The organism is Pseudorhodoferax sp. Leaf274 (assembly GCF_001422445.1).
Taxonomy (GTDB): Bacteria; Pseudomonadota; Gammaproteobacteria; order Burkholderiales; family Burkholderiaceae_C; genus Pseudorhodoferax.
This window is the reverse complement of sequence record NZ_LMNA01000004.1, coordinates 33,333-50,098: the sequence shown is the minus strand read 5'-3', so window position 1 is coordinate 50,098 and position 16,766 is coordinate 33,333. Positions and strand designations below refer to the sequence as shown.

20 protein-coding genes are annotated in these 16,766 nt (G+C 68.6%); 8 read left to right on the top strand and 12 right to left on the bottom strand.

Annotated features, from left to right (window positions below; all coding sequences use genetic code 11):
- Positions 1 to 22: 22 nt before the first annotated feature.
- From ASF44_RS08525 to ASF44_RS08510, 4 genes are read right to left on the bottom strand one after another with little or no spacing between them, the layout of a single operon-like run.
- Positions 23 to 1,417: a TRAP transporter large permease gene (locus ASF44_RS08525; RefSeq protein ID WP_056898791.1), complete on the bottom strand. Its 1,395-nt coding sequence runs from the start codon at positions 1,415 to 1,417 to the stop codon at positions 23 to 25.
- Between the two features lie 22 nt (positions 1,418 to 1,439).
- Positions 1,440 to 1,991 (bottom strand): TRAP transporter small permease, encoded by a 552-nt coding sequence (locus ASF44_RS08520; RefSeq protein ID WP_056898790.1) that lies wholly within the window; start codon positions 1,989 to 1,991, stop codon positions 1,440 to 1,442.
- Between the two features lie 56 nt (positions 1,992 to 2,047).
- Positions 2,048 to 3,046, bottom strand: a complete 999-nt coding sequence (locus ASF44_RS08515) for a sialic acid TRAP transporter substrate-binding protein SiaP (protein WP_082524612.1) — start codon at positions 3,044 to 3,046, stop codon at positions 2,048 to 2,050.
- Between the two features lie 26 nt (positions 3,047 to 3,072).
- Positions 3,073 to 3,789 carry a FadR/GntR family transcriptional regulator gene (locus tag ASF44_RS08510; RefSeq protein WP_056898789.1) on the bottom strand — a complete coding sequence of 239 codons (717 nt, stop codon included), beginning with the start codon at positions 3,787 to 3,789 and terminating at the stop codon, positions 3,073 to 3,075.
- Positions 3,790 to 3,900: 111 nt separating this feature from the next.
- Between ASF44_RS08510 and ASF44_RS08505 the strand changes: the two genes are divergently transcribed.
- The 4 genes from ASF44_RS08505 to ASF44_RS08490 all read left to right on the top strand — a co-directional run bounded on the left by ASF44_RS08505 (position 3,901) and on the right by ASF44_RS08490 (position 6,735).
- The gene (locus ASF44_RS08505) at positions 3,901 to 4,659 is read left to right on the top strand and encodes an SDR family oxidoreductase (protein WP_056898788.1); all 759 of its coding nucleotides are present in this window, start codon (positions 3,901 to 3,903) and stop codon (positions 4,657 to 4,659) included.
- Positions 4,656 to 5,402 (top strand): SDR family NAD(P)-dependent oxidoreductase, encoded by a 747-nt coding sequence (locus ASF44_RS08500; protein ID WP_056898787.1) that lies wholly within the window; start codon positions 4,656 to 4,658, stop codon positions 5,400 to 5,402. Before ASF44_RS08505 ends, ASF44_RS08500 begins: the two co-directional genes overlap by 4 nt.
- A gap of 22 nt (positions 5,403 to 5,424) precedes the next feature.
- Entirely contained in the window at positions 5,425 to 6,273 is an 849-nt protein-coding gene (locus tag ASF44_RS08495) for a fumarylacetoacetate hydrolase family protein (RefSeq protein ID WP_056898786.1), read from the top strand.
- Between the two features lie 168 nt (positions 6,274 to 6,441).
- On the top strand, positions 6,442 to 6,735 hold the full coding sequence (locus ASF44_RS08490) for a hypothetical protein (RefSeq protein ID WP_156374406.1): 294 nt from the start codon (positions 6,442 to 6,444) through the stop codon (positions 6,733 to 6,735).
- A 3-nt stretch (positions 6,736 to 6,738) separates the two neighbouring features.
- Here the strand turns inward: ASF44_RS08490 and ASF44_RS08485 are convergent, their stop codons facing one another.
- The 4 genes from ASF44_RS08485 to ASF44_RS08470 all read right to left on the bottom strand — a co-directional run bounded on the left by ASF44_RS08485 (position 6,739) and on the right by ASF44_RS08470 (position 11,082).
- Positions 6,739 to 7,422, bottom strand: coding sequence for a glutathione S-transferase family protein (locus tag ASF44_RS08485; protein WP_056898784.1), 684 nt, complete (start codon positions 7,420 to 7,422; stop codon positions 6,739 to 6,741).
- A 105-nt stretch (positions 7,423 to 7,527) separates the two neighbouring features.
- Positions 7,528 to 8,445 carry a polyphosphate kinase 2 gene (ppk2, locus tag ASF44_RS08480; protein ID WP_056898783.1) on the bottom strand — a complete coding sequence of 306 codons (918 nt, stop codon included), beginning with the start codon at positions 8,443 to 8,445 and terminating at the stop codon, positions 7,528 to 7,530.
- A 135-nt stretch (positions 8,446 to 8,580) separates the two neighbouring features.
- Positions 8,581 to 9,081 carry an MgtC/SapB family protein gene (locus ASF44_RS08475; RefSeq protein WP_056898782.1) on the bottom strand — a complete coding sequence of 167 codons (501 nt, stop codon included), beginning with the start codon at positions 9,079 to 9,081 and terminating at the stop codon, positions 8,581 to 8,583.
- A 9-nt stretch (positions 9,082 to 9,090) separates the two neighbouring features.
- Complete coding sequence (locus tag ASF44_RS08470) at positions 9,091 to 11,082, bottom strand: lytic transglycosylase domain-containing protein (protein ID WP_056898781.1); 1,992 nt, start codon at positions 11,080 to 11,082, stop codon at positions 9,091 to 9,093.
- A gap of 10 nt (positions 11,083 to 11,092) precedes the next feature.
- On the opposite strand from ASF44_RS08470, the gene ASF44_RS08465 reads away from it, so the two are divergent.
- On the top strand, positions 11,093 to 11,695 hold the full coding sequence (locus ASF44_RS08465; protein WP_056898780.1) for a 5-formyltetrahydrofolate cyclo-ligase: 603 nt from the start codon (positions 11,093 to 11,095) through the stop codon (positions 11,693 to 11,695).
- Between the two features lie 16 nt (positions 11,696 to 11,711).
- Here the strand turns inward: ASF44_RS08465 and ASF44_RS08460 are convergent, their stop codons facing one another.
- Positions 11,712 to 12,707 (bottom strand): LysR substrate-binding domain-containing protein, encoded by a 996-nt coding sequence (locus tag ASF44_RS08460; RefSeq protein ID WP_056898779.1) that lies wholly within the window; start codon positions 12,705 to 12,707, stop codon positions 11,712 to 11,714.
- Between the two features lie 108 nt (positions 12,708 to 12,815).
- Between ASF44_RS08460 and ASF44_RS08455 the strand changes: the two genes are divergently transcribed.
- Positions 12,816 to 13,307 carry a DUF2917 domain-containing protein gene (locus ASF44_RS08455; protein ID WP_056898778.1) on the top strand — a complete coding sequence of 164 codons (492 nt, stop codon included), beginning with the start codon at positions 12,816 to 12,818 and terminating at the stop codon, positions 13,305 to 13,307.
- Position 13,308: 1 nt separating this feature from the next.
- Here the strand turns inward: ASF44_RS08455 and ASF44_RS08450 are convergent, their stop codons facing one another.
- The 3 genes from ASF44_RS08450 to ASF44_RS08440 all read right to left on the bottom strand — a co-directional run bounded on the left by ASF44_RS08450 (position 13,309) and on the right by ASF44_RS08440 (position 15,563).
- On the bottom strand, positions 13,309 to 13,968 hold the full coding sequence (locus ASF44_RS08450) for a Crp/Fnr family transcriptional regulator (protein WP_056898943.1): 660 nt from the start codon (positions 13,966 to 13,968) through the stop codon (positions 13,309 to 13,311).
- 105 nt (positions 13,969 to 14,073) lie between these two features.
- Entirely contained in the window at positions 14,074 to 14,748 is a 675-nt protein-coding gene (locus ASF44_RS08445; protein ID WP_056898777.1) for a helix-turn-helix transcriptional regulator, read from the bottom strand.
- Positions 14,749 to 14,900: 152 nt separating this feature from the next.
- On the bottom strand, positions 14,901 to 15,563 hold the full coding sequence (locus ASF44_RS08440) for a Crp/Fnr family transcriptional regulator (RefSeq protein ID WP_056898776.1): 663 nt from the start codon (positions 15,561 to 15,563) through the stop codon (positions 14,901 to 14,903).
- A gap of 92 nt (positions 15,564 to 15,655) precedes the next feature.
- Here ASF44_RS08440 and ASF44_RS08435 point away from each other — a divergent pair, with 92 nt between their 5' ends.
- The gene (locus ASF44_RS08435) at positions 15,656 to 16,405 is read left to right on the top strand and encodes a Crp/Fnr family transcriptional regulator (protein WP_235579173.1); all 750 of its coding nucleotides are present in this window, start codon (positions 15,656 to 15,658) and stop codon (positions 16,403 to 16,405) included.
- A 123-nt stretch (positions 16,406 to 16,528) separates the two neighbouring features.
- Entirely contained in the window at positions 16,529 to 16,765 is a 237-nt protein-coding gene (locus ASF44_RS08430) for a hypothetical protein (RefSeq protein WP_056898774.1), read from the top strand.
- Position 16,766: the final 1 nt, after the last annotated feature.

Sequence of the window (16,766 nt, the reverse complement as noted above, 5' to 3'; positions counted from 1 at the left end):
CGTGGAGTCTCGTTGTAGGGGGTCACTGCATGATTTTCGGCAGCCACAGCACGGTGGCCGGCCAGTACGTGATGATGCCCAGGCTCAGCAGCAGCGGCACCAGCCAGGGCAGGATGGCCATGGTGGTGCGCTCGATGCTGAGGTTGGCGATGCGCGCCAGCACGAACAGCACCATGCCCATGGGCGGATGCAGCACGCCGATCATGAGGTTCAGCACCATGACCACGCCGAAGTGCACCGGGTCGATGCCGAGCTGGTTGGAGATCGGCAGCAGGATGGGCACGAGGATGGTGATGGCGGCCGTGGTCTCCAGGAAGCAGCCCACGAACAGCATCAGCAGGTTGGCCAGCAGCAGAAACACCCAGGGTTCCTTGGTGAAGTTCAGCACCCAGTTGGCGATGTCGGCCGTGACGCCCGTGGCCGTCAGCATCCAGCCGAAGATGGACGCGGCGGCCACGATGAACAGCACGGTGGCGGTGGACTCCACGGTCTCCAGGCAGACCTTGACGAACATCTTCCACTTCAGCGTGCGGTACCAGAAGAAGCCCAGCACCATGGCCCAGACGCAGGCCGCGATGGCACCCTCGGTCGCGGTGAACAGGCCGGTGGCCATGCCGCCGATCAGCAGCACGGGCGTCATGATGGGCAGCACGGCCTCGAACTTGAAGATCTTGTCGGCCACGAACAGGATGACCAGCGCGATCATCACGGCCGGCTGCGCGGGCGCGCCCAGCGTGTCGACCGCGTACCAGAGCAGCGTGGGCCATGCGCAGACCACCAGCAACTCGCCCAGCGCCTTGATGAGGCGCGGCCACTGGAACTTGACGTCCGAGCCCCAGCCGTTCTTGTGCGCGTAGTAGGCCACCGTCAGCATCATGAGGATGGTCATGATCAGGCCCGGCATCAGCCCGGCGATGAACAGCGCGCCGACTGAGACGTTGGCCATCATCCCGTAGATCACGAAGGGCAGGCTGGGCGGAATGATGGGCCCCAGCGTGGCCGAGGCGGCCGTGACGCCGACCGCGAACTCGGTGCTGTAGCCATGCTCCTTCATGGCCTTGATCTCGATGGTTCCCAAGCCCGCCGCGTCGGCGATGGCCGTGCCGCTCATGCCCGAGAAGATCACCGAGCCCAGGATGTTCACATGGCCCAGCCCGCCCTTGAGCCAGCCCACCAGCGCCAGCGCGAAGTTGTAGATGCGGTTGGTGATGCCGGCGTTGTTCATGAGGTTGCCGGCCAGGATGAAGAAGGGCACGGCCAGCAACGGGAAGCTGTCGACACCGCTGACCATGCGGTGGATCACGACGAAGGGCGGCGGGCTGCCGGCCCACCAGATGTAGGCCAGCGAGGCGGCGGCCATGGCCACGGCCACGGGCAGGCCGGCGCTCATGAACAGCAGGAAGGCGATCTTCAGCATGGATGTGTTCTTGTGGGGAGGATCAGCGGTCGGCCATGGTGGTCTCGGGGCGTTCGAGCACGCAGTAGCCGCGTCGCAGGTGCAGCACGCTGACCTGGATGGAGCGCACCAGCATCGCGGCAAAGCCGAACAGGCACACGCCGTAGACCACGTTCATCGGCAGGTCGACGATGGTCATCGAGCTGCTGCCGATCTTGCGCATCATCTGCACCGTCATGACCACGGCCGCGACGAAGAACAGCGTGCGCAGCAGGTCCACCAGCAGGCCCAGCGCGCGGCCCAGGGCCGGCGGCATGTGGCGGTAGAAGAAGTCGACCTGGATATGGTTGTTCTTGACCACGCCGATGGCCGCGCCGACGAAGACCACGCCGACCAGCAGGTAGCGCGCGATCTCCTCGGTCCAGGCGGCCGAGTCGTTCAGCACATAGCGCGTGACGAACTGGTAGAGCACCGTCAGGCCCAGCAGCCAGAAGATGCCCAATGCGATCCAGGCCTCGACGGTCGTTCCCGACAGATCGACGGCTTCGTCCTCGACATGGAATTCGCCGTCGTCGCCCAGCAGCTTGTCGCTCATCGTGTGGTCTCCCTTGTTATCGGTCTCAAGGGCCGGCGGCGCCGGCCCGGCGCGCATCACTTGATGGCGAGGATGCGGTCGTAGTCCTGCTGGCGGTAGCCGTGGTCGGTCGGCTTGGTGTTCTTCAGCACGGCCTCGCGGAACGCGGCCTTGTCGACCGTGATCACGTTGTTGCCCTTCTTCTTGAACTCCTCGACCAGACGTGCCTCGGACGCGATGATTTCGCGGCCGGTCTTGTCGGCGGCCTCTTCCATGACCTCGCCGAACATCTTCTTCTCGTCGGCCGACAGCTTGCCCCAGAGCTGGCCCGAGACCACCGTCAGCAGCGAGTCGACGATGTGGCCGGTCAGCGAGATGTTCTTCTGCACCTCGTAGAACTTCTTGGCCTCGATGGTGGGCAGCGGGTTCTCCTGCGCGTCCACGGTGCCGCTCTGCAGGGCCAGGTAGACCTCGGCAAAGGCGATGGGCGTGGCGTTGGCGCCCAGCGCCTTCGGGAAGGCCAGGTAGGCCGGTGCATCGGGCACGCGGATCTTCAGGCCCTTCATGTCCTCGGGCTTGTTCACCGGTTTGGCGGCGCTGCTGGTCACGTGGCGCGCACCGTAGTAGTTGAGCGCCGTGATGTGGTTGCCGGTCTTGTCGTCGTAGCCCTTGGCGAGTTCCTTGAACACATCGCTCTTGGCGTACTTCAGCTGGTGCTCGGCGTCGCGGAAGATGAACGGGAAGTAGCTGATCGACAGCGGCGTGTAGCTGCGGCCCGCAAAGCTCGCGCCGGTCAGCACGATGTCCACCGTGCCCAGGGTCAGGCCCTGGTTGATGTCGGCCTCCTTGCCCAGGCTGGAGGCCGGGAACACCTGAATGTCGTACTTGCCGTTGCTGCGCTTCTTGATCTCCTCGGCGGCCCAGACCGAGTACTTGTGGAAGGGCTCGGAGGTCTCGTAGACGTGGGCCCACTTGAGCTTGGTCTGCGCGTGGGCCAGGCCGGATGCGCCCAGGGTGCAGGCCATGGTGGCGGCCAGGGCCAGGGTCTTCAGGGCGATTCGCTTGTCGTTGTGCATCGCTTGTCTCCTAGGGTTGGGTGGGGTCAGGTTGAGGAAAGCTCTTTGGCACGGCGCCAACTGGCGGAAAAACGCTGGTGCGACTTGTCCATGTGCTGGTGCATGGCTGCGCGCGCGGCCTCGGCGTCGCGTGCGGCGATGGCCTCGCGGATGGCCTCGTGTTCGGCAATCGCCATGCGCCAGGAGGGCACGGTCTCGAAGTAGCCGCCCAGCCGCGTGAAGATCGGGCCGCGGCGCGAGTCCCAGAAGCCCTGCACGGTCTCGCTGAGCACCTGGTTGTCGCAGGCCTCGACGATGGCCATGTGGAAGGCACGGTCGCCCTCCAGCGGCATGCGTTTCTGGTCGGCCAGCTCGCGCATCGTGTCGACGGCGCGGGCCATGGCGTCCAGGTGGGTGCGCTTGCGCTGCAGCGCGGCGATGGCGGCGGTCTCGCCCTCGACCACGCGGCGCGCGCGGATCAGCTCCAGCGGGCCCCATTCGGTCTCGGCCACGGGCGTGGCGGCGCGGCGCTCGCGCTCCAGCACGTAGACGCCCGAGCCGGTGCGCACCTCGACCCAGCCCTCGACCTCCAGTGCGATCAGCGCCTCGCGCACCGAGGGGCGGCTCACGCCCAGCTGCTGCGCCAGGTCGCGCTCGGCCGGCAGCCGCGCGCCCACGCCGAACTCGCCGCGCGTGATGAGGTCGCGGAGCTGGTCCGCGATCTGGCGGTACAGGCGTTGCGGGGCGATGGACTGCAGTGGCACGGCGGCTCTCTTAGGGCTTGTACTGAATTGGCCAAGTGGTCTGACCAATTGATAATTCCACAGCTGGCGGATGGCACCCATCCGGCGAAACCCTGAACACGAGGAGAAGCGATGCGATTGCAGGGCAAGAGAGTGCTGGTGACCGCGGCCGGCCAGGGCATCGGCCGTGCGGCGGTCGAGGCACTGGCGCGCGAGGGCGCGGAGGTCTGGGCCACCGACGTCAACCAGGGCCTGCTGGAGCAGGCCTACGGGCGGCAGCCGCTGGTGCACATCCAGCGGCTGGACGTGCTGGACAAGGCCGCCATCGCGGACGTGGTGGCCGGCATGCCGGGCATCGACGTGCTGTTCAACTGCGCTGGCGTGGTGCACAACGGCCCCATCCTCGATGCGACCGACGACGACCTGGAGTTCGCGCTCAACCTCAATGTGCGTGCGCAGTTCTGGGCCATCCAGGCGGCGCTGCCGCGCATGCTGGCCAACGACGACGGCCAGGGCGGGCAGGGCAAGGGCAGCATCATCAACATGGCCAGCGTGTGCAGCAGCCTGAAGGGGCTGCCCAGCCGCTGCGTCTACGGCACCAGCAAGGCCGCGGTGATCGGCCTGACCAAGAGCGTGGCGGCCGACTACGTGGCGCGCGGCATCCGCTGCAATGCCATCGCCCCGGGCACGGTGGACACGCCTTCCCTGGGCGAGCGCATCAATGCCCAGGCCGATCCGGTGCAGGCGCGCAAGGCCTTCGTGGCGCGCCAGCCCATGGGCCGGCTCGCGCAGGCGGCAGAGATCGTGCCCATCGTCGTCTACCTGGCGGGCGACGAATCGCAGTTCGCCACCGGGCAGGTGTTCTCGGTCGATGGCGGCATGACGATATGAACCAGCTCGACCTGAAGGGCCGCCACGCGGTCATCACGGGCGGTGCCGTGGGCCTGGGCTTCGGCATCGCGCAGCGCATGCTGGCCTCCGGTGCCACGGTGACGCTGTGGGACCGCAATGCCGAGGCGTTGCACCAGGCCAAGGCCGCGCTGGGCACCGGGGTGGACACGGTGCAGGTGGACGTGGCGGCGCATGCCAGCGTGGCCGAGGCCGCGCGCCAGACCGGCGCCGCGCATGCGGCCATCGACATATTGGTCAACAGCGCGGGCGTCACAGGCCCCAACGTCAAGCTGTGGGACTACCCCCCCGAGGCCTGGGAGCAGGTGCAGCAGGTCAACGTGAACGGGCTGTTCTTCTGCTGCCGCGAGATCGTGCCGCTCATGCGCGCGCGCAACTACGGACGCATCGTCAACATCGCCTCGGTGGCCGGCAAGGACGGCAACCCCAACGCAAGCGCCTACAGCGCGAGCAAGGCCGCCGTCATCGGGCTGACCAAGTCGCTCGGCAAGGAACTGGCCGACACCGGCATCCGCGTGAACTGCGTCACCCCGGCCGCCGTGAAGACGCCGATCTTCGACCAGATGACGCCCGAGCACATCGCCTTCATGCTGTCCAAGATCCCCATGGGGCGCTTCGGTACAGTCGAGGAGGTGGCGGCCATGGTCGGCTGGCTGTGCTCCGAAGACTGTTCGTTCTCGACAGGCGCGGTGTTCGACCTCTCGGGCGGCCGCTCCACTTACTGACCCTTCAGAAGGAAAACAAGACATGAAACTCGTCCGCTACGGCAACCCCGGCAAGGAAAAGCCCGGCCTCATCGACGCCAACGGCCAGCTGCGCGACCTGTCGTCCGTGGTGCCCGACATCGGCGCGGCCCAGCTCGGCGATGCGGCCCTGGCCAAGATCCGCAGGGTCAAGGCCGACAAGCTGCCGCTGGTGCGCGGCAAGCCGCGCTTCGGCAGCCCGGTGGCCGGCGTCGGCAAGTTCATCGCCATCGGCCTGAACTACGCCGACCACGCGGCAGAGTCCAACATGCCGATCCCGGCCGAGCCCGTGGTCTTCACCAAGGCCAACAGCTGCATCCAGGGCCCGAACGATCCCGTCATGCTGCCCAAGGGCTCGGTCAAGACCGACTGGGAGGTGGAGCTGGGCGTGGTCATCGGCACGCGTGCGCGCTATGTCTCGCAGAAGGATGCGCTGAACTACGTGGCGGGCTTTTGCGTGGTCAACGACGTGAGCGAACGCGCCTGGCAGCTCGAGCACGGCCTGACCTGGGACAAGGGCAAGGGCTTCGACACCTTCGGCCCGATCGGCCCCTGGCTGGTCACGCGCGACGAGATCGCCAACGTGCAGAAGCTCGGCATGTGGCTGGACGTGAACGGCCAGCGCATGCAGACCGGCAACACCAAGACCATGATCTTCAACGTGGCCAAGCTGGTGGCCTACGTGAGCCAGCTCAACACCCTGAACCCCGGCGACGTGATCACCACCGGCACGCCGCCCGGCGTGGGCATGGGCATGAAGCCGCCGGTGTTCCTCAAGAAGGGCGACGTCATCACGCTGGGCATCGAAGGCCTGGGCGAGCAGCGCCAGGAAGTGGTGCCGTTCAAGCTCTGACACGCCGCGGGCGTGCCATGGCAAGGGGCGCTCGGCGCCCCTTTTTTTTTGGGGCGTCTTTGCTTGCCTTGGCTCGCAGCGCCGGGCGGCTTTGTCCTACGCGAGGGCCCGGGGGCGGTCTCCAGAATGCTGCGTTTTGCGAACACGCCGAAACGCGGAAGGTCACAGATGCACGCCCAGGCCCAGACAAGCACCGAACGGTTGACGATTCCCGCCTTCGAGGAACTCGGCGGCCTGCAATGCATGTCTGCGGTGCAGAGCGGGCCCGACCGCCTGACCGTGCGGATCGACGCGGCCAAGCCTGCGATCCGCCAGGCCGCCGCGCGCATGATGGCCGGCCAGCTCTACGCCACCTTCGGCGAGACGCCGATCAAGCTGCTGCGCTACACCGTGATGAACCAGGGCGAGCCGGGGCGGCTGGTGTTCGACGCCACCTACCGCGTGCGCCGGCTGGACAGCTGAAGCTCAGGGCGCGGCCCGGTAGGGCTCGTCGAAGTCCACGAAGCGGTGCTCGGCCAGGGCCGCCTCGGTCCAGCGCACCATGGCCGGCAGCGCGCGCACGCGTTCGACATAGGCCGTGATCGCCGGCGGCACCGGCAGCGCGAAGTTCGCCAGCCGCACGCAGACCGGCGCGTAATAGGCGTCGGCGATGCCGAAGTCGCCGAACAGCATGGGCCCGCCATGGCTGTCGAGCAGCTCCTGCCACATGGCCACGATGCGCGCCACGTTGGCCCGCACGCCGGCCTGGTCGCGCCAGATCACCCGGCCCATCTCGGGCAGGCTGGCTTCCAGGTTCATGGGGCAGTGGTTGCGCAGCGCGCCGAAGCCGGCATGCATCTCTGCGCAGACGCTGCGCGCCCTGGCGCGTGCGCGGGCATCGGCTGGCCACAGCTTCTTCTCGGGAAACTTCTCGGCCAGGTATTCGGCGATGGCCAGCGTGTCCCAGACCACCAGGTCGCCATCGACGAGCAGCGGCACCTGGCCGGTGGGCGCGAGCGGCTGCAGCGTCTGCTTGAAAGGCGAGCCCGCGGCCAGGTCGTCGAAGGGCACCATGACCTCGTCGAAGGCGATACCGGACTGCGCCATCAGCAGCCAGGGCCGCAGCGACCAGGACGAGTAGTTCTTGTTGGCGATGTAGAGCTTGAGCATGGCGGCACCGGGGCTGTTCAGGAGCTGGCCATGCTAGCGTGGCGCTGCCGCGCCATGGATGCCGAAAGTGCGCGCGATCGATGCGCGCTCCGAATCAATCGGGCGTCAGTACCGGTCCGGCACGTACATGTTGGCCGGCACCGGGTTGCGCGTGTACTCCGGATTGCGGGCCCGCTCGGGCAGCACGATGGACGGGTGCTCGACCTCTTCGTACGGGAACTGCGCCAGCAGGTGGCTGATGCAGTTCAGCCGCGCCTTCTTCTTGTCCACCGCCTGCACGAGCCACCACGGGGCTTCGGGGATGTGGGTGCGCTCCAGCATGGTCTCCTTGGCCTTGGTGTAGGCCTCCCAGCGGCGGCGGCTCTCGAAGTCCATGGGGCTGAGCTTCCACTGCTTGAGCGGGTCGTGGATGCGGCCCAGGAAGCGCAGGTGCTGCTCGTCGTCGGTGATGGAGAACCAGTACTTGACCAGCGTGATGCCCGAGCGGATGAGCATCTTCTCGAACTCGGGCACCGAGCGGAAGAACTCCTCGTACTCGGCGTCGTTGCAAAAGCCCATGACGCGCTCGACACCGGCGCGGTTGTACCAGCTGCGGTCGAACAGCACGATCTCGCCGCCGGCCGGCAGGTGCGAGACGTAGCGCTGGAAGTACCACTGGGTCTTCTCGCGGTCGTTGGGCGCCGGCAGCGCGGCCACGCGGCACACGCGCGGGTTCAGGCGCTGGGTGATGCGCTTGATCACGCCGCCCTTGCCTGCGGCGTCGCGCCCCTCGAACAGGATCACCACCTTCTTCTTGTGGAACTGCACCCAGTCCTGCAGCTTGACGAGTTCGCCCTGCAGGCGCAGCAGCTCGCGGAAGTAGGCCTGGCGGCCCAGGCTGTCCTCGGCTCCGGCTTCCCCGGCCGCGTCCAGGCGGCCGTCGTCGATCTCCATCTCCAGCTCCTCGTCGTAGCTGTCGAGCAGGTCGCGTTCGATGCGTTGCATCACGCTGTCGTGGTGGTCGGGAATGAGCTTGTCGTTCATGGTGCGGATCCTTTGCAGGGCGGATGCTAGGAATCGGGTGTGACAGCCGCATGTCAATGCTGTCACGCCGTTGTCACCGTTCTGTCGGAACAAGGCGCGTGCGCTTGTCCCTGCCCGCCGCGGATGGCGGCCGCGCTAGGGCCGGCGGTCGTCGTCGCGCTCGAACAGCTTCGCGAACAGCGGCAGCGAAGCCATGATGACCAGTGTCAGCAAGGTGGCCAGGATCGCCGTGCTCTCCTTGCCGAGTCCGGCGGCGACGCCGATGGCGGCGGTCATCCAGATGCCGGCCGCGGTGGTCAGGCCCTTGACCTGGTTCTCTGCATCGCCCTTGAGGATGGTGCCGGCGCCCAGGAAGCCGACGCCGGCGATCACGCCCTGCAGCACACGGCTCATGTCGGCCGCGCCGATGTCGAACTGCTGCGAGGCCAGCACGAACATGGCCGCACCCATGGAGACCAGCATGTGGGTGCGCACGCCGGCCGCCTTGCCCTTGGCTTCGCGCTCGATGCCCAGCAGGCCGCCGAGCAGCGCGGCCAGTGCGAGGCGCAGCACGATGCGGGTGGCGTCCTCGACGCTGCGCAGGTCGCTGAACTCCAGCGCGACGGTGTCGCCGATGCGGGCCAGCACGCTGTCCATGCAACCACCTTACGGAAGTTCCTTGCTCGGGTCGGGTGCGCCTGCGGCCAGCGGGCCGACGGTGCCCATGCGGGCCTTGAGCGACTGCGGCTGGCCCGTGAGGATGGCAGCGTAGTTGGTGGCGTTGGAGACCACCTTCTTGACGTAGTCGCGCGTCTCGGTGAAAGGGATGTTCTCGGCCCAGATCGCGGCCTCCAGCGTCGGCGCGCCAGCCTGTCCGCGCCACACGCGCGGGCGGCCCGGGCCGGCGTTGTAGGCGGCGGCGGCCATGGGCATGGAGCCGGCGAAATCGTCCAGCACCAGCTTGAGGTAGCCGGTGCCGATGGCGATGTTGGTCTCGCGGTCGTTGATCTGGCCGGGCGTGAAGTCGTTCAGGCCGATCTTGCGTGCCGTCCAGCGCGCCGTGGCCGGCATCACCTGCATGAGGCCGGAGGCGCCGACGTGCGAGCGCGCGTCCATGATGAAGCGCGACTCCTGGCGGATCAGGCCGTAGACGAAGGCCGGGTCCAGACCGATGGCGCGGCTGCGCGGCACCACGGAGTCCTGCAGCGGCATCGGGAAGCGCTGGCTGAAGTCGATGGACTGGCGCGTGCGCTCGCTGGTGTTGATGCAGCGGTCCCAGACCTGGCGTTCGCAGGCCAGGTCGGCCGCGGCCAGCAGGTCGCGCTCGGCCATGCCGCCGGGCGCGTGCAGGTTGGTGGCGTAGTTCCACTCGCGCACGCCCTCGCTGCGCAGGCCGATGCCGATGGCGTACAGCGCACGCTGCAGGCTGGGGTTGGCCCGGGCCAGGGCTTTCTCGTCCGGCGTGGGCGGCGGTGGCGCCGGCGGCGCCTCGATCCTGCGGCCGAGTTCCTCGAGCGCCAACTGTTCGTAGAAGCCGCGCACGCTGGCGATGCTGTCATACAGCTGCAGCGCCTCGGCGCGGTCGGCCTCGCTGCCGATCTTCTGCAGCGCGCGGGCGCGCCAGTAGATCCAGGTCGGGTCGAGGCGGCTGTCGTCGCCCATGGCCTGGATGGTGGTGGTCAGCGCCTTCCACTGGCCTTCACGCAGCGCGGTGCGGGCCTTCCAGGCCAGCATCTCGTCGTGCAGGTCGGTGTCGCGCTGCACTTTGTCGAAATAGTCCCAGGTGGAGGGCGAGCGGCGGATCGCGGCCTGCTTGCCGATCGTGCCCCAGAGCCAGTTGCGTTCTTCGGCCGTGAGCTGCACGCTCCACTTGCCGTCGAGCGCCGCGGCGGCCTGGTCGGGGTCGGACGCGGCCAGCTTCACCAGGGCCAGCGTGATCAGTTCGCGGCGCAGCTTGGAGGCCGCGATGGCGCGCCCGGCCAGGTAGCGCACCGGGCTGTCGAGCAACTGGCCGACCTGGTCCAGCGCCTCGGGCGCGACGATCTGCACGGCATCGCGCGCGGCACGTCCGCGGTTGGCCTCGACCGACAGGCGGGCCTTGCGCCAGACATCCTCGGCCGGCAGCCGCTTGGTGGCGTAGAGGCGGTCGGCGGCCTGCGTGCAGCCGTCGTCGGCGTCGCGCTGGGCCAGCCACAGGCGGCGCACGTCGTCGGCCACGGCCTGCGTGGCGGGCTGGTTGCTGCGCAGCTGGTCGACCAGCAGCGCGTAGCAACGCACCTGGCGGTCATCGCCCATGCGGAACTGCGGGTGCTCGGCCGCGAAGGTGGTCCAGTCGCGGCGCTGGCCCAGGAGCAGCAGCCAGTCGTTGCGCAGCCGGTCTTCCTGGTAGCTGCCGAAATAGCGGGCGCTGAAGGCCTGCATGTCGGCGCTGGTGAAATCCTCCAGGCGGCTGCGGGCTTCCCAGTAGGCGGCCCAGGGTTCCAGCACATGGCCGCGCACCTGCGGCAGCAGGCTGGCCAGGCGCGCCTTGTCGCCGCGCCGGGCGGCTTGCTGCATGTCCAGGATGAGCTGGTCTGCACTGGTCTGGGCGGGGCTGGGCAGGGCCGCGCCCAGGCCGGCCAGGAGAACGATCGATGTCAGAATGGCCCGTACTTGCATGGGGAGGATTATGGAGAAATCGGCCGAGGACAAGGCGCGCGAGCGCAAAGCCTTGCGCGCCGCGCTGTTGGAAGCGCGCCTGAACCTGCCGGACCGGCAGGAGCGCGCGCGCGGCCTGCAGCAGGTCATGCGGATCTGGCTGGTCGGCCGGCCCGACACGGTGATCGGCGCGTACTGGCCGATCAAGGGCGAGTTCGACCCGTTGCCCGCATTGCACCGCTGGAAGGAAGACGGCGAGCTGCAGGGCGAGGCGACCCGCAAGCGCATCGGCCTGCCCGTGGTGGACAAGGTGCACAAGACGCTGACCTTCCACGCCTGGTACCCGGGCTGCCCGATGGAAGAGGACGCCTACGGCATTCCCAAGCCCAAGGGCACCGAGGTGGTGGTGCCCACGCTGCTGTTCGTGCCGTGCGTGGGCTATGCCCCGGGCGGTTACCGGCTGGGCTACGGTGGCGGCTTCTACGACCGTACCCTGGCCACGCTGCAGCCCAAGCCGATGACGGTGGGGCTGGGCTTCGGCACCGCCTTTCTCGACGATTTCGAGCCCGAGCCGCACGACGTGCCGCTCGACGCGATCCTCAACGACCACGGCGTGGTCTGGCCGATCGGCTAGCACGCCCGCCGCGGCTTCAGTCGATGTCGTCGATGGTGTCGGGGTCGGGCGCGTCGCCCACGGCCGCACGCGTCAGCGCGGCCTGGCCCATGAGCCAGTCGCAGAAGGCCTGGACCTCGGGCCGCGCCTCGCTGCGCGGGGCCAGCTTGAGCCAGTAGGTCATCGGCGAATCCATGCGCCGGCCGGGCAGCACCTCGACCAGGTCACCATTGGCCATGCTCTCGGCCACCAGCGGCAGCCGTGCCAGCACCAGGCCCTGGCCGGCCAGAGCGGCCTGCACCATCTGGTAGGCATAGTTGAAGTAGAGCCAGCGCTGGGGCTGGAACTTGCGCGCCTGGGGGGCGGGCAACTGCAGGTCGATCCAGCGCTGCCAGGTCAGCCACTGCAGGTGGGTGTAGTGGGCGTCGCCGGCTTCGATCAGCGTGAACTGGCCCAGGTCTTCGGGCCGTTGCAGGCGCATGCCGCTCTTGAGCAGCCAGGGGCTGGCCACGGGCGTCAGCTGTTCGCCGAACAGGCGGCGCCCATCGGCCGGCATGTTGGTGAAGTGGCCGTATCGCAGCGACATGTCCACGTCGGCGATGTCCAGGTCGACCACGGCGTCGGTGGCGTCGATGCGGATGTCGATGTCCGGGTGGTCGCGCTGGAAGGCCTCGAGCCGCGGGATCAGCCACATCGAGGCGAACGAGGCGAAGGTCGTCAGCGACACGCTGCGCCGCCCTGCGCTCTGGCGGATCTGGCGCACCGCGCCGTCCAGCCGCTCCAGTGCCGGCGCGCTGGCCGCCAGCAGCTGGGCGCCGGCACCCGTCAGTTCGACGGCGCGGGTGTGGCGCAGGAAGAGCGGCACGCCGACTTCTTCCTCCAGCGACTGGATCTGCCGGCTCACGGCCGACTGGGTGAGCGCGAGCTCCTCCGCGGCGACACGGAAGTTCAGGTGGCGCGCCACGGCCAGGAAGGCGCGCAGGTAGCCGGCCGAAATCGGCCGTGTGCGCAGGTGGGTCTGGGAATGCTGCATGGCGTGATTGATGCGCTTGGCGAATCAATAGCCTAGCGCGAATTCATTGGACCGCCAAGGGGCCGGCGACGATCATTCCCTCCCAAGCACCGAACGCAGGAGCCCACCATGTTCACCCAAGCCACGCTCAGCACGCATCAATCCTCGTCCGCCGCCGCCCTCCCGGGCTGCTGGAAGCTCGACGCGGGCCAGGCCCTGAGCCTGACGCCGTCTGCTGCGGGTGTGTTGCGCATTGCGCATGGGCGCGTGTGGGTCACCATGGACACGCTGCGCAGCGACGCCCAGGCCGCCGGCGACCTGTTCCTCGTGCCGGGGCGGGGGCTGGTGGTGCAGGCGGGGCAGCGCGTGGTGGTCGAGTCCTCGGGTGCGGACCGTGGTGCGGCGGCCTACTTCAGCTGGGACCCGTTGCCGCAGACCCAGGCCATGGCCGTCGGCCGCGCGCTGCGGTCGGGCCGCGTGCAGCAAGCCGTGGTGCAACCGGTGCGCGACCTCGGACGGGCCCTGGGCCAGGCCGGTGCGGCGCTGGCGCGGCTGGCGCTGGGTGTGGTCGGCCTGGTGCTGCCGCCGGTGCGCGGCCGCGTGCCGCAGCAGCAGTCCTGATCTACCAGCGCGCCGGCAGCCTCGCCAGCAGGGCGATGCGCCGGTCGCGCACGCCGACGTAGCCGCCGGCTTCCAGGTCCTTCATGATGCGGCTGACCATCTCGCGGCTGCAGCCCACGCGGCTGGCGATGTCCTGCTGCGTCATGCGTTCGCGCATCAGCGCGGTGCCGTCAGGCTGCGGCTCGGCCAGTTCGGTCAGCAACTGGGTGATGCGCCCGTAGACATCGGTGAAGGCAAGGTTGCGCACGGCGTTGGTGGCCGAGCGCGCGCGGCGGATCACCTTGCCCAGCAGATCCAGTGCAAACCCCGGTTCCTGGCCGATGAAGGCCAGCAGGGTCGCGCGCGACACGAGCGAGCACACCGCCGGCTCGAGCGTGATGACGCTGGCCGAGCGCACGCCGCCGTCCAATGCCATCTCGCCGAAGTAGTCGCCGGAGACGATCACGCCCAGCGTGATCTCGCGGCCGTTGGCATCGGTGCTGAACACCTTGACGCGCCCTTCCATGACGATGAACAGCGTGTCGCCATGGTCCGACTCGTGGATCAGGATGGTGCCCTTGCGGTAATGGCGCACGTCGCCCAGCGCGGCCAGGCGGTGCAAGGGCGTGGAAGTGGCAGCGTTTGAACTGAACGCGTCGGTCTGTGCACTCAACTCGGACATCATGGCTCGACGTGCCGCGCGGCGGCGGCGCTGGTGGCGTGTTCGCGCCAGTCTAAGCCATGCACCCGTGGCCCAGGCACCTGGGCCACGCCACGATGACCTGCGTCAAGCGAGGTGGCGGGCCATCGGCGGCAGCAGCGAGACGGTCTGCACCAGTTCGCGGATCGAACCGCTGCGCGTCTTCTGCCGGATCGACAGCAACTGGCTGCGCACGGTGGACACCTGCACGCCGTGCTGGCGGGCCACCTCGTGCGGCCGCTTGCCCTCGCACACGGCGGCCAGCACATTGCTCTCGGCGGCCGTCAGGTCGCAGGAGCGCGCGAACAGGGCCAGCGTGGTGGCATCGCATAGCCGCGACTTGGAGAAGATCAGCAAGGCCTGGCCGTCTTCCTCGGGGCCGGCCAGCGGTACCACGGCCACCGTGGTGCGGCCGGCGCCCTTGTTGGCGGTGAGCAGGTCGCGCACGCCGGTGCGCGCCAGCGTGAGGCTGCGTTCGAGCGCGCGCTCGCCGACGGGCGTCAGCGCGCAGAGTTCTCCTGCCACCACCGCCAGGCCGCTGCTGTGGTTGCTGTCGGCGCTCATGGCCAGGAGGGCGGCGGAATTCGCGAGGTGCAGCCGCCGCGAGCCGATGGAAATCAGTGCGAGCCCGTAGTCCACGTGTTCGATGATGCAGCGCAGCATCGTCGTGGCGTCGGGAAGAAGCCGCCGCGGCGTGGCGGCGATGACGCTGCCGATGTCCCAGGCAGCCTCGGCGTGGACAGACGTAGAACCTTCCAACATGGCAGCTTCCTTGTTCCCCGCGGCATGGGCGAGGCCGGTGCGAAGCTTAGGTGGCGGATCCAGCGTGACGCCGTGTGAAACCCACAGCCGCTTTGTGACGTATGCACACAGTTTTGAGCGAATTCTTTCAAAAACCCGTGCTAATTCGGGAACTACCAGCGCGAAGGCAGCGGCGTGCGCAGCACCACGCGGCCGTCTGGCCGCTCCAGGTACCCGGCCGCCTGCAGGTCCTTGAGGATGCGGCTGAGCATCTCCCGGCTGCAACCCACGCGCTGGGCGATCTCCTGCAGGCTCAGGTCGTCGGGCAGCACGGCGCGGCCCTCGCCCTGGGGTTGGGCCACGCTGCCCAGCACCTTGGCGAGGCGGCTGTACACGTCGATGAAGGCCAGGTTGCGCGCGCTGTTGGTGGCCATGCGGGCGCGCCGCGTGACCTTGGACAGCAGTTCCAGCGCAAAGCTGGGCTGGCGTGCGATGTAGGCCAGCAGCGCGTCGCGCGAGACCAGGGCGCAGACCGTGGGCTCCAGCGTCTCGACCGTGGCCGAACGCGGCCCGCCGTCCAGCGCCATCTCGCCGAAGTAGTCGCCCGCGCCGACATAGCCGAAGGTGATCTCGCGCTCCTGCGGATCGTGGCCGTAGGCGCGCACCTGGCCTTCCATCACGACGAACAGCGTGTCGCCGCGGTCGGCCTCGTGCAGCAACTTGGCGCCGCTGCTGTAGCGGCGCGGCGTGCCCAAGGCGGCCAAGGCCCGCACGCTTTGTGGATAGGCGGGGTCGGCGCAGAACGCTTGCGCCACGGCATCCAGGCTGGAACCCATTCAATGCACCTCCTCGTCCCGGGAGTGGGACGGTGCGAGTCTAGGCGCGGCGGCACATGCGGCCAAGCCGCCTACACTCCCGGGCCGTGACGCTGCCCGATGCTCCACCGATCCCGCCGCGCTGCGCGCACTGCGGCCTGCGCGCCAGCGGCGCATTCCACCAGTTGGCGCCCGGCGAACTGGGCTTTGTCGAAGACCTGCGCAGCGCCACCGAACGCGTGCCGGCAGGCCACGCGCTGATCCGCGAGCAGGCCGATGGCGGCCGCCTGTTCACGCTCTACGCTGGCTGGGCCTTTCGCTACAAGACGCTCAGCGATGGCCGGCGCCAGATCCTCAACTTCCTGCTGCCCGGCGACCTGTTCGGCCTGCAGCAGCGCTTCTCCGAGGGCGCCACCTACGGCGTGGAGGCGCTGACCGATGTCTCGGTGTGCGTGTTCCAGGGCACGCGGCTGTGGGAGCTGTACCGCGCGCATCCGCGCCTGGGCTACGACCTGACCTGGCTGTGCGCGCGCGAGGAGCAGATGCTCGACGAGAACCTGCTGACCACAGGCCGACGCAGCGCCGTGGAGCGCGTCGCGGTGCTGCTGATCCACCTGTTCAAGCGCATGCAGCGGCTAGGGCTGGTGGATGGCGACAACGGCTGCCCCTTTCCGCTCACGCAGCAGCACATGGCCGATGCGCTCGGCTTGTCGCTGGTGCACACGCACCGCACGCTGCGCCGGTTGCAGGCCCTGGGCCTGCACACACTGGACGAGGGGCGGCTGGTGTTGCGCAACCCCGGCGCACTGACGCAGCTGGCCGACTACGCCACGCAGCCATTGGAGCCGCTGCCGCTGCTGTAGGACGGCACCGACGGCTGTAACAAGCCGTGGCCGACGGTTGTGGCGTGGGTTGCGCCCTAAGCTGGTGCGCACAAGCCGGCGCGCCCCTTTCCTGGGCGCGCGGCGCATCAGGATCGATCTTTCATGCACCAGGATTTCCGCGATTCCGTGTCGAGCGGGCTGCAGCACCGCAGCGCGCCGCCCGACAACCGTCAGCAGCAGCAAGACAACGGCACGCGTGAATTCCAGCCGCGGGCGCAACAGGGCGACGACTGGTGCGTGCCGGACGTGCCGCACAGCCTGCAGGGTTACCTGGAACGCAGCCAGCAGCGCGGCGAATTGCCGCGGCCTCGCCCCGCGTTGCGCCTGGCCAAGCGCTGAT

Excerpts from the sequence above, each read along its gene's own strand:
- ASF44_RS08525 (WP_056898791.1), bottom strand. The coding sequence starts at position 1,417 with ATGCTGAAGATCGCCTTCCTGCTGTTCATGAGCGCCGGCCTGCCCGTG.
- ASF44_RS08520 (WP_056898790.1), bottom strand. The coding sequence starts at position 1,991 with ATGAGCGACAAGCTGCTGGGCGACGACGGCGAATTCCATGTCGAGGAC.
- ASF44_RS08515 (WP_082524612.1), bottom strand. The coding sequence starts at position 3,046 with ATGCACAACGACAAGCGAATCGCCCTGAAGACCCTGGCCCTGGCCGCC.
- ASF44_RS08505 (WP_056898788.1), top strand. The coding sequence starts at position 3,901 with ATGCGATTGCAGGGCAAGAGAGTGCTGGTGACCGCGGCCGGCCAGGGC.
- ASF44_RS08500 (WP_056898787.1), top strand. The coding sequence starts at position 4,656 with ATGAACCAGCTCGACCTGAAGGGCCGCCACGCGGTCATCACGGGCGGT.
- ASF44_RS08495 (WP_056898786.1), top strand. The coding sequence starts at position 5,425 with ATGAAACTCGTCCGCTACGGCAACCCCGGCAAGGAAAAGCCCGGCCTC.
- ASF44_RS08490 (WP_156374406.1), top strand. The coding sequence starts at position 6,442 with ATGCACGCCCAGGCCCAGACAAGCACCGAACGGTTGACGATTCCCGCC.
- ASF44_RS08485 (WP_056898784.1), bottom strand. The coding sequence starts at position 7,422 with ATGCTCAAGCTCTACATCGCCAACAAGAACTACTCGTCCTGGTCGCTG.
- ppk2 (WP_056898783.1), bottom strand. The coding sequence starts at position 8,445 with ATGAACGACAAGCTCATTCCCGACCACCACGACAGCGTGATGCAACGC.
- ASF44_RS08475 (WP_056898782.1), bottom strand. The coding sequence starts at position 9,081 with ATGGACAGCGTGCTGGCCCGCATCGGCGACACCGTCGCGCTGGAGTTC.
- ASF44_RS08470 (WP_056898781.1), bottom strand. The coding sequence starts at position 11,082 with ATGCAAGTACGGGCCATTCTGACATCGATCGTTCTCCTGGCCGGCCTG.
- ASF44_RS08465 (WP_056898780.1), top strand. The coding sequence starts at position 11,093 with ATGGAGAAATCGGCCGAGGACAAGGCGCGCGAGCGCAAAGCCTTGCGC.
- ASF44_RS08460 (WP_056898779.1), bottom strand. The coding sequence starts at position 12,707 with ATGCAGCATTCCCAGACCCACCTGCGCACACGGCCGATTTCGGCCGGC.
- ASF44_RS08455 (WP_056898778.1), top strand. The coding sequence starts at position 12,816 with ATGTTCACCCAAGCCACGCTCAGCACGCATCAATCCTCGTCCGCCGCC.
- ASF44_RS08450 (WP_056898943.1), bottom strand. The coding sequence starts at position 13,968 with ATGTCCGAGTTGAGTGCACAGACCGACGCGTTCAGTTCAAACGCTGCC.
- ASF44_RS08445 (WP_056898777.1), bottom strand. The coding sequence starts at position 14,748 with ATGTTGGAAGGTTCTACGTCTGTCCACGCCGAGGCTGCCTGGGACATC.
- ASF44_RS08440 (WP_056898776.1), bottom strand. The coding sequence starts at position 15,563 with ATGGGTTCCAGCCTGGATGCCGTGGCGCAAGCGTTCTGCGCCGACCCC.
- ASF44_RS08430 (WP_056898774.1), top strand. The coding sequence starts at position 16,529 with ATGCACCAGGATTTCCGCGATTCCGTGTCGAGCGGGCTGCAGCACCGC.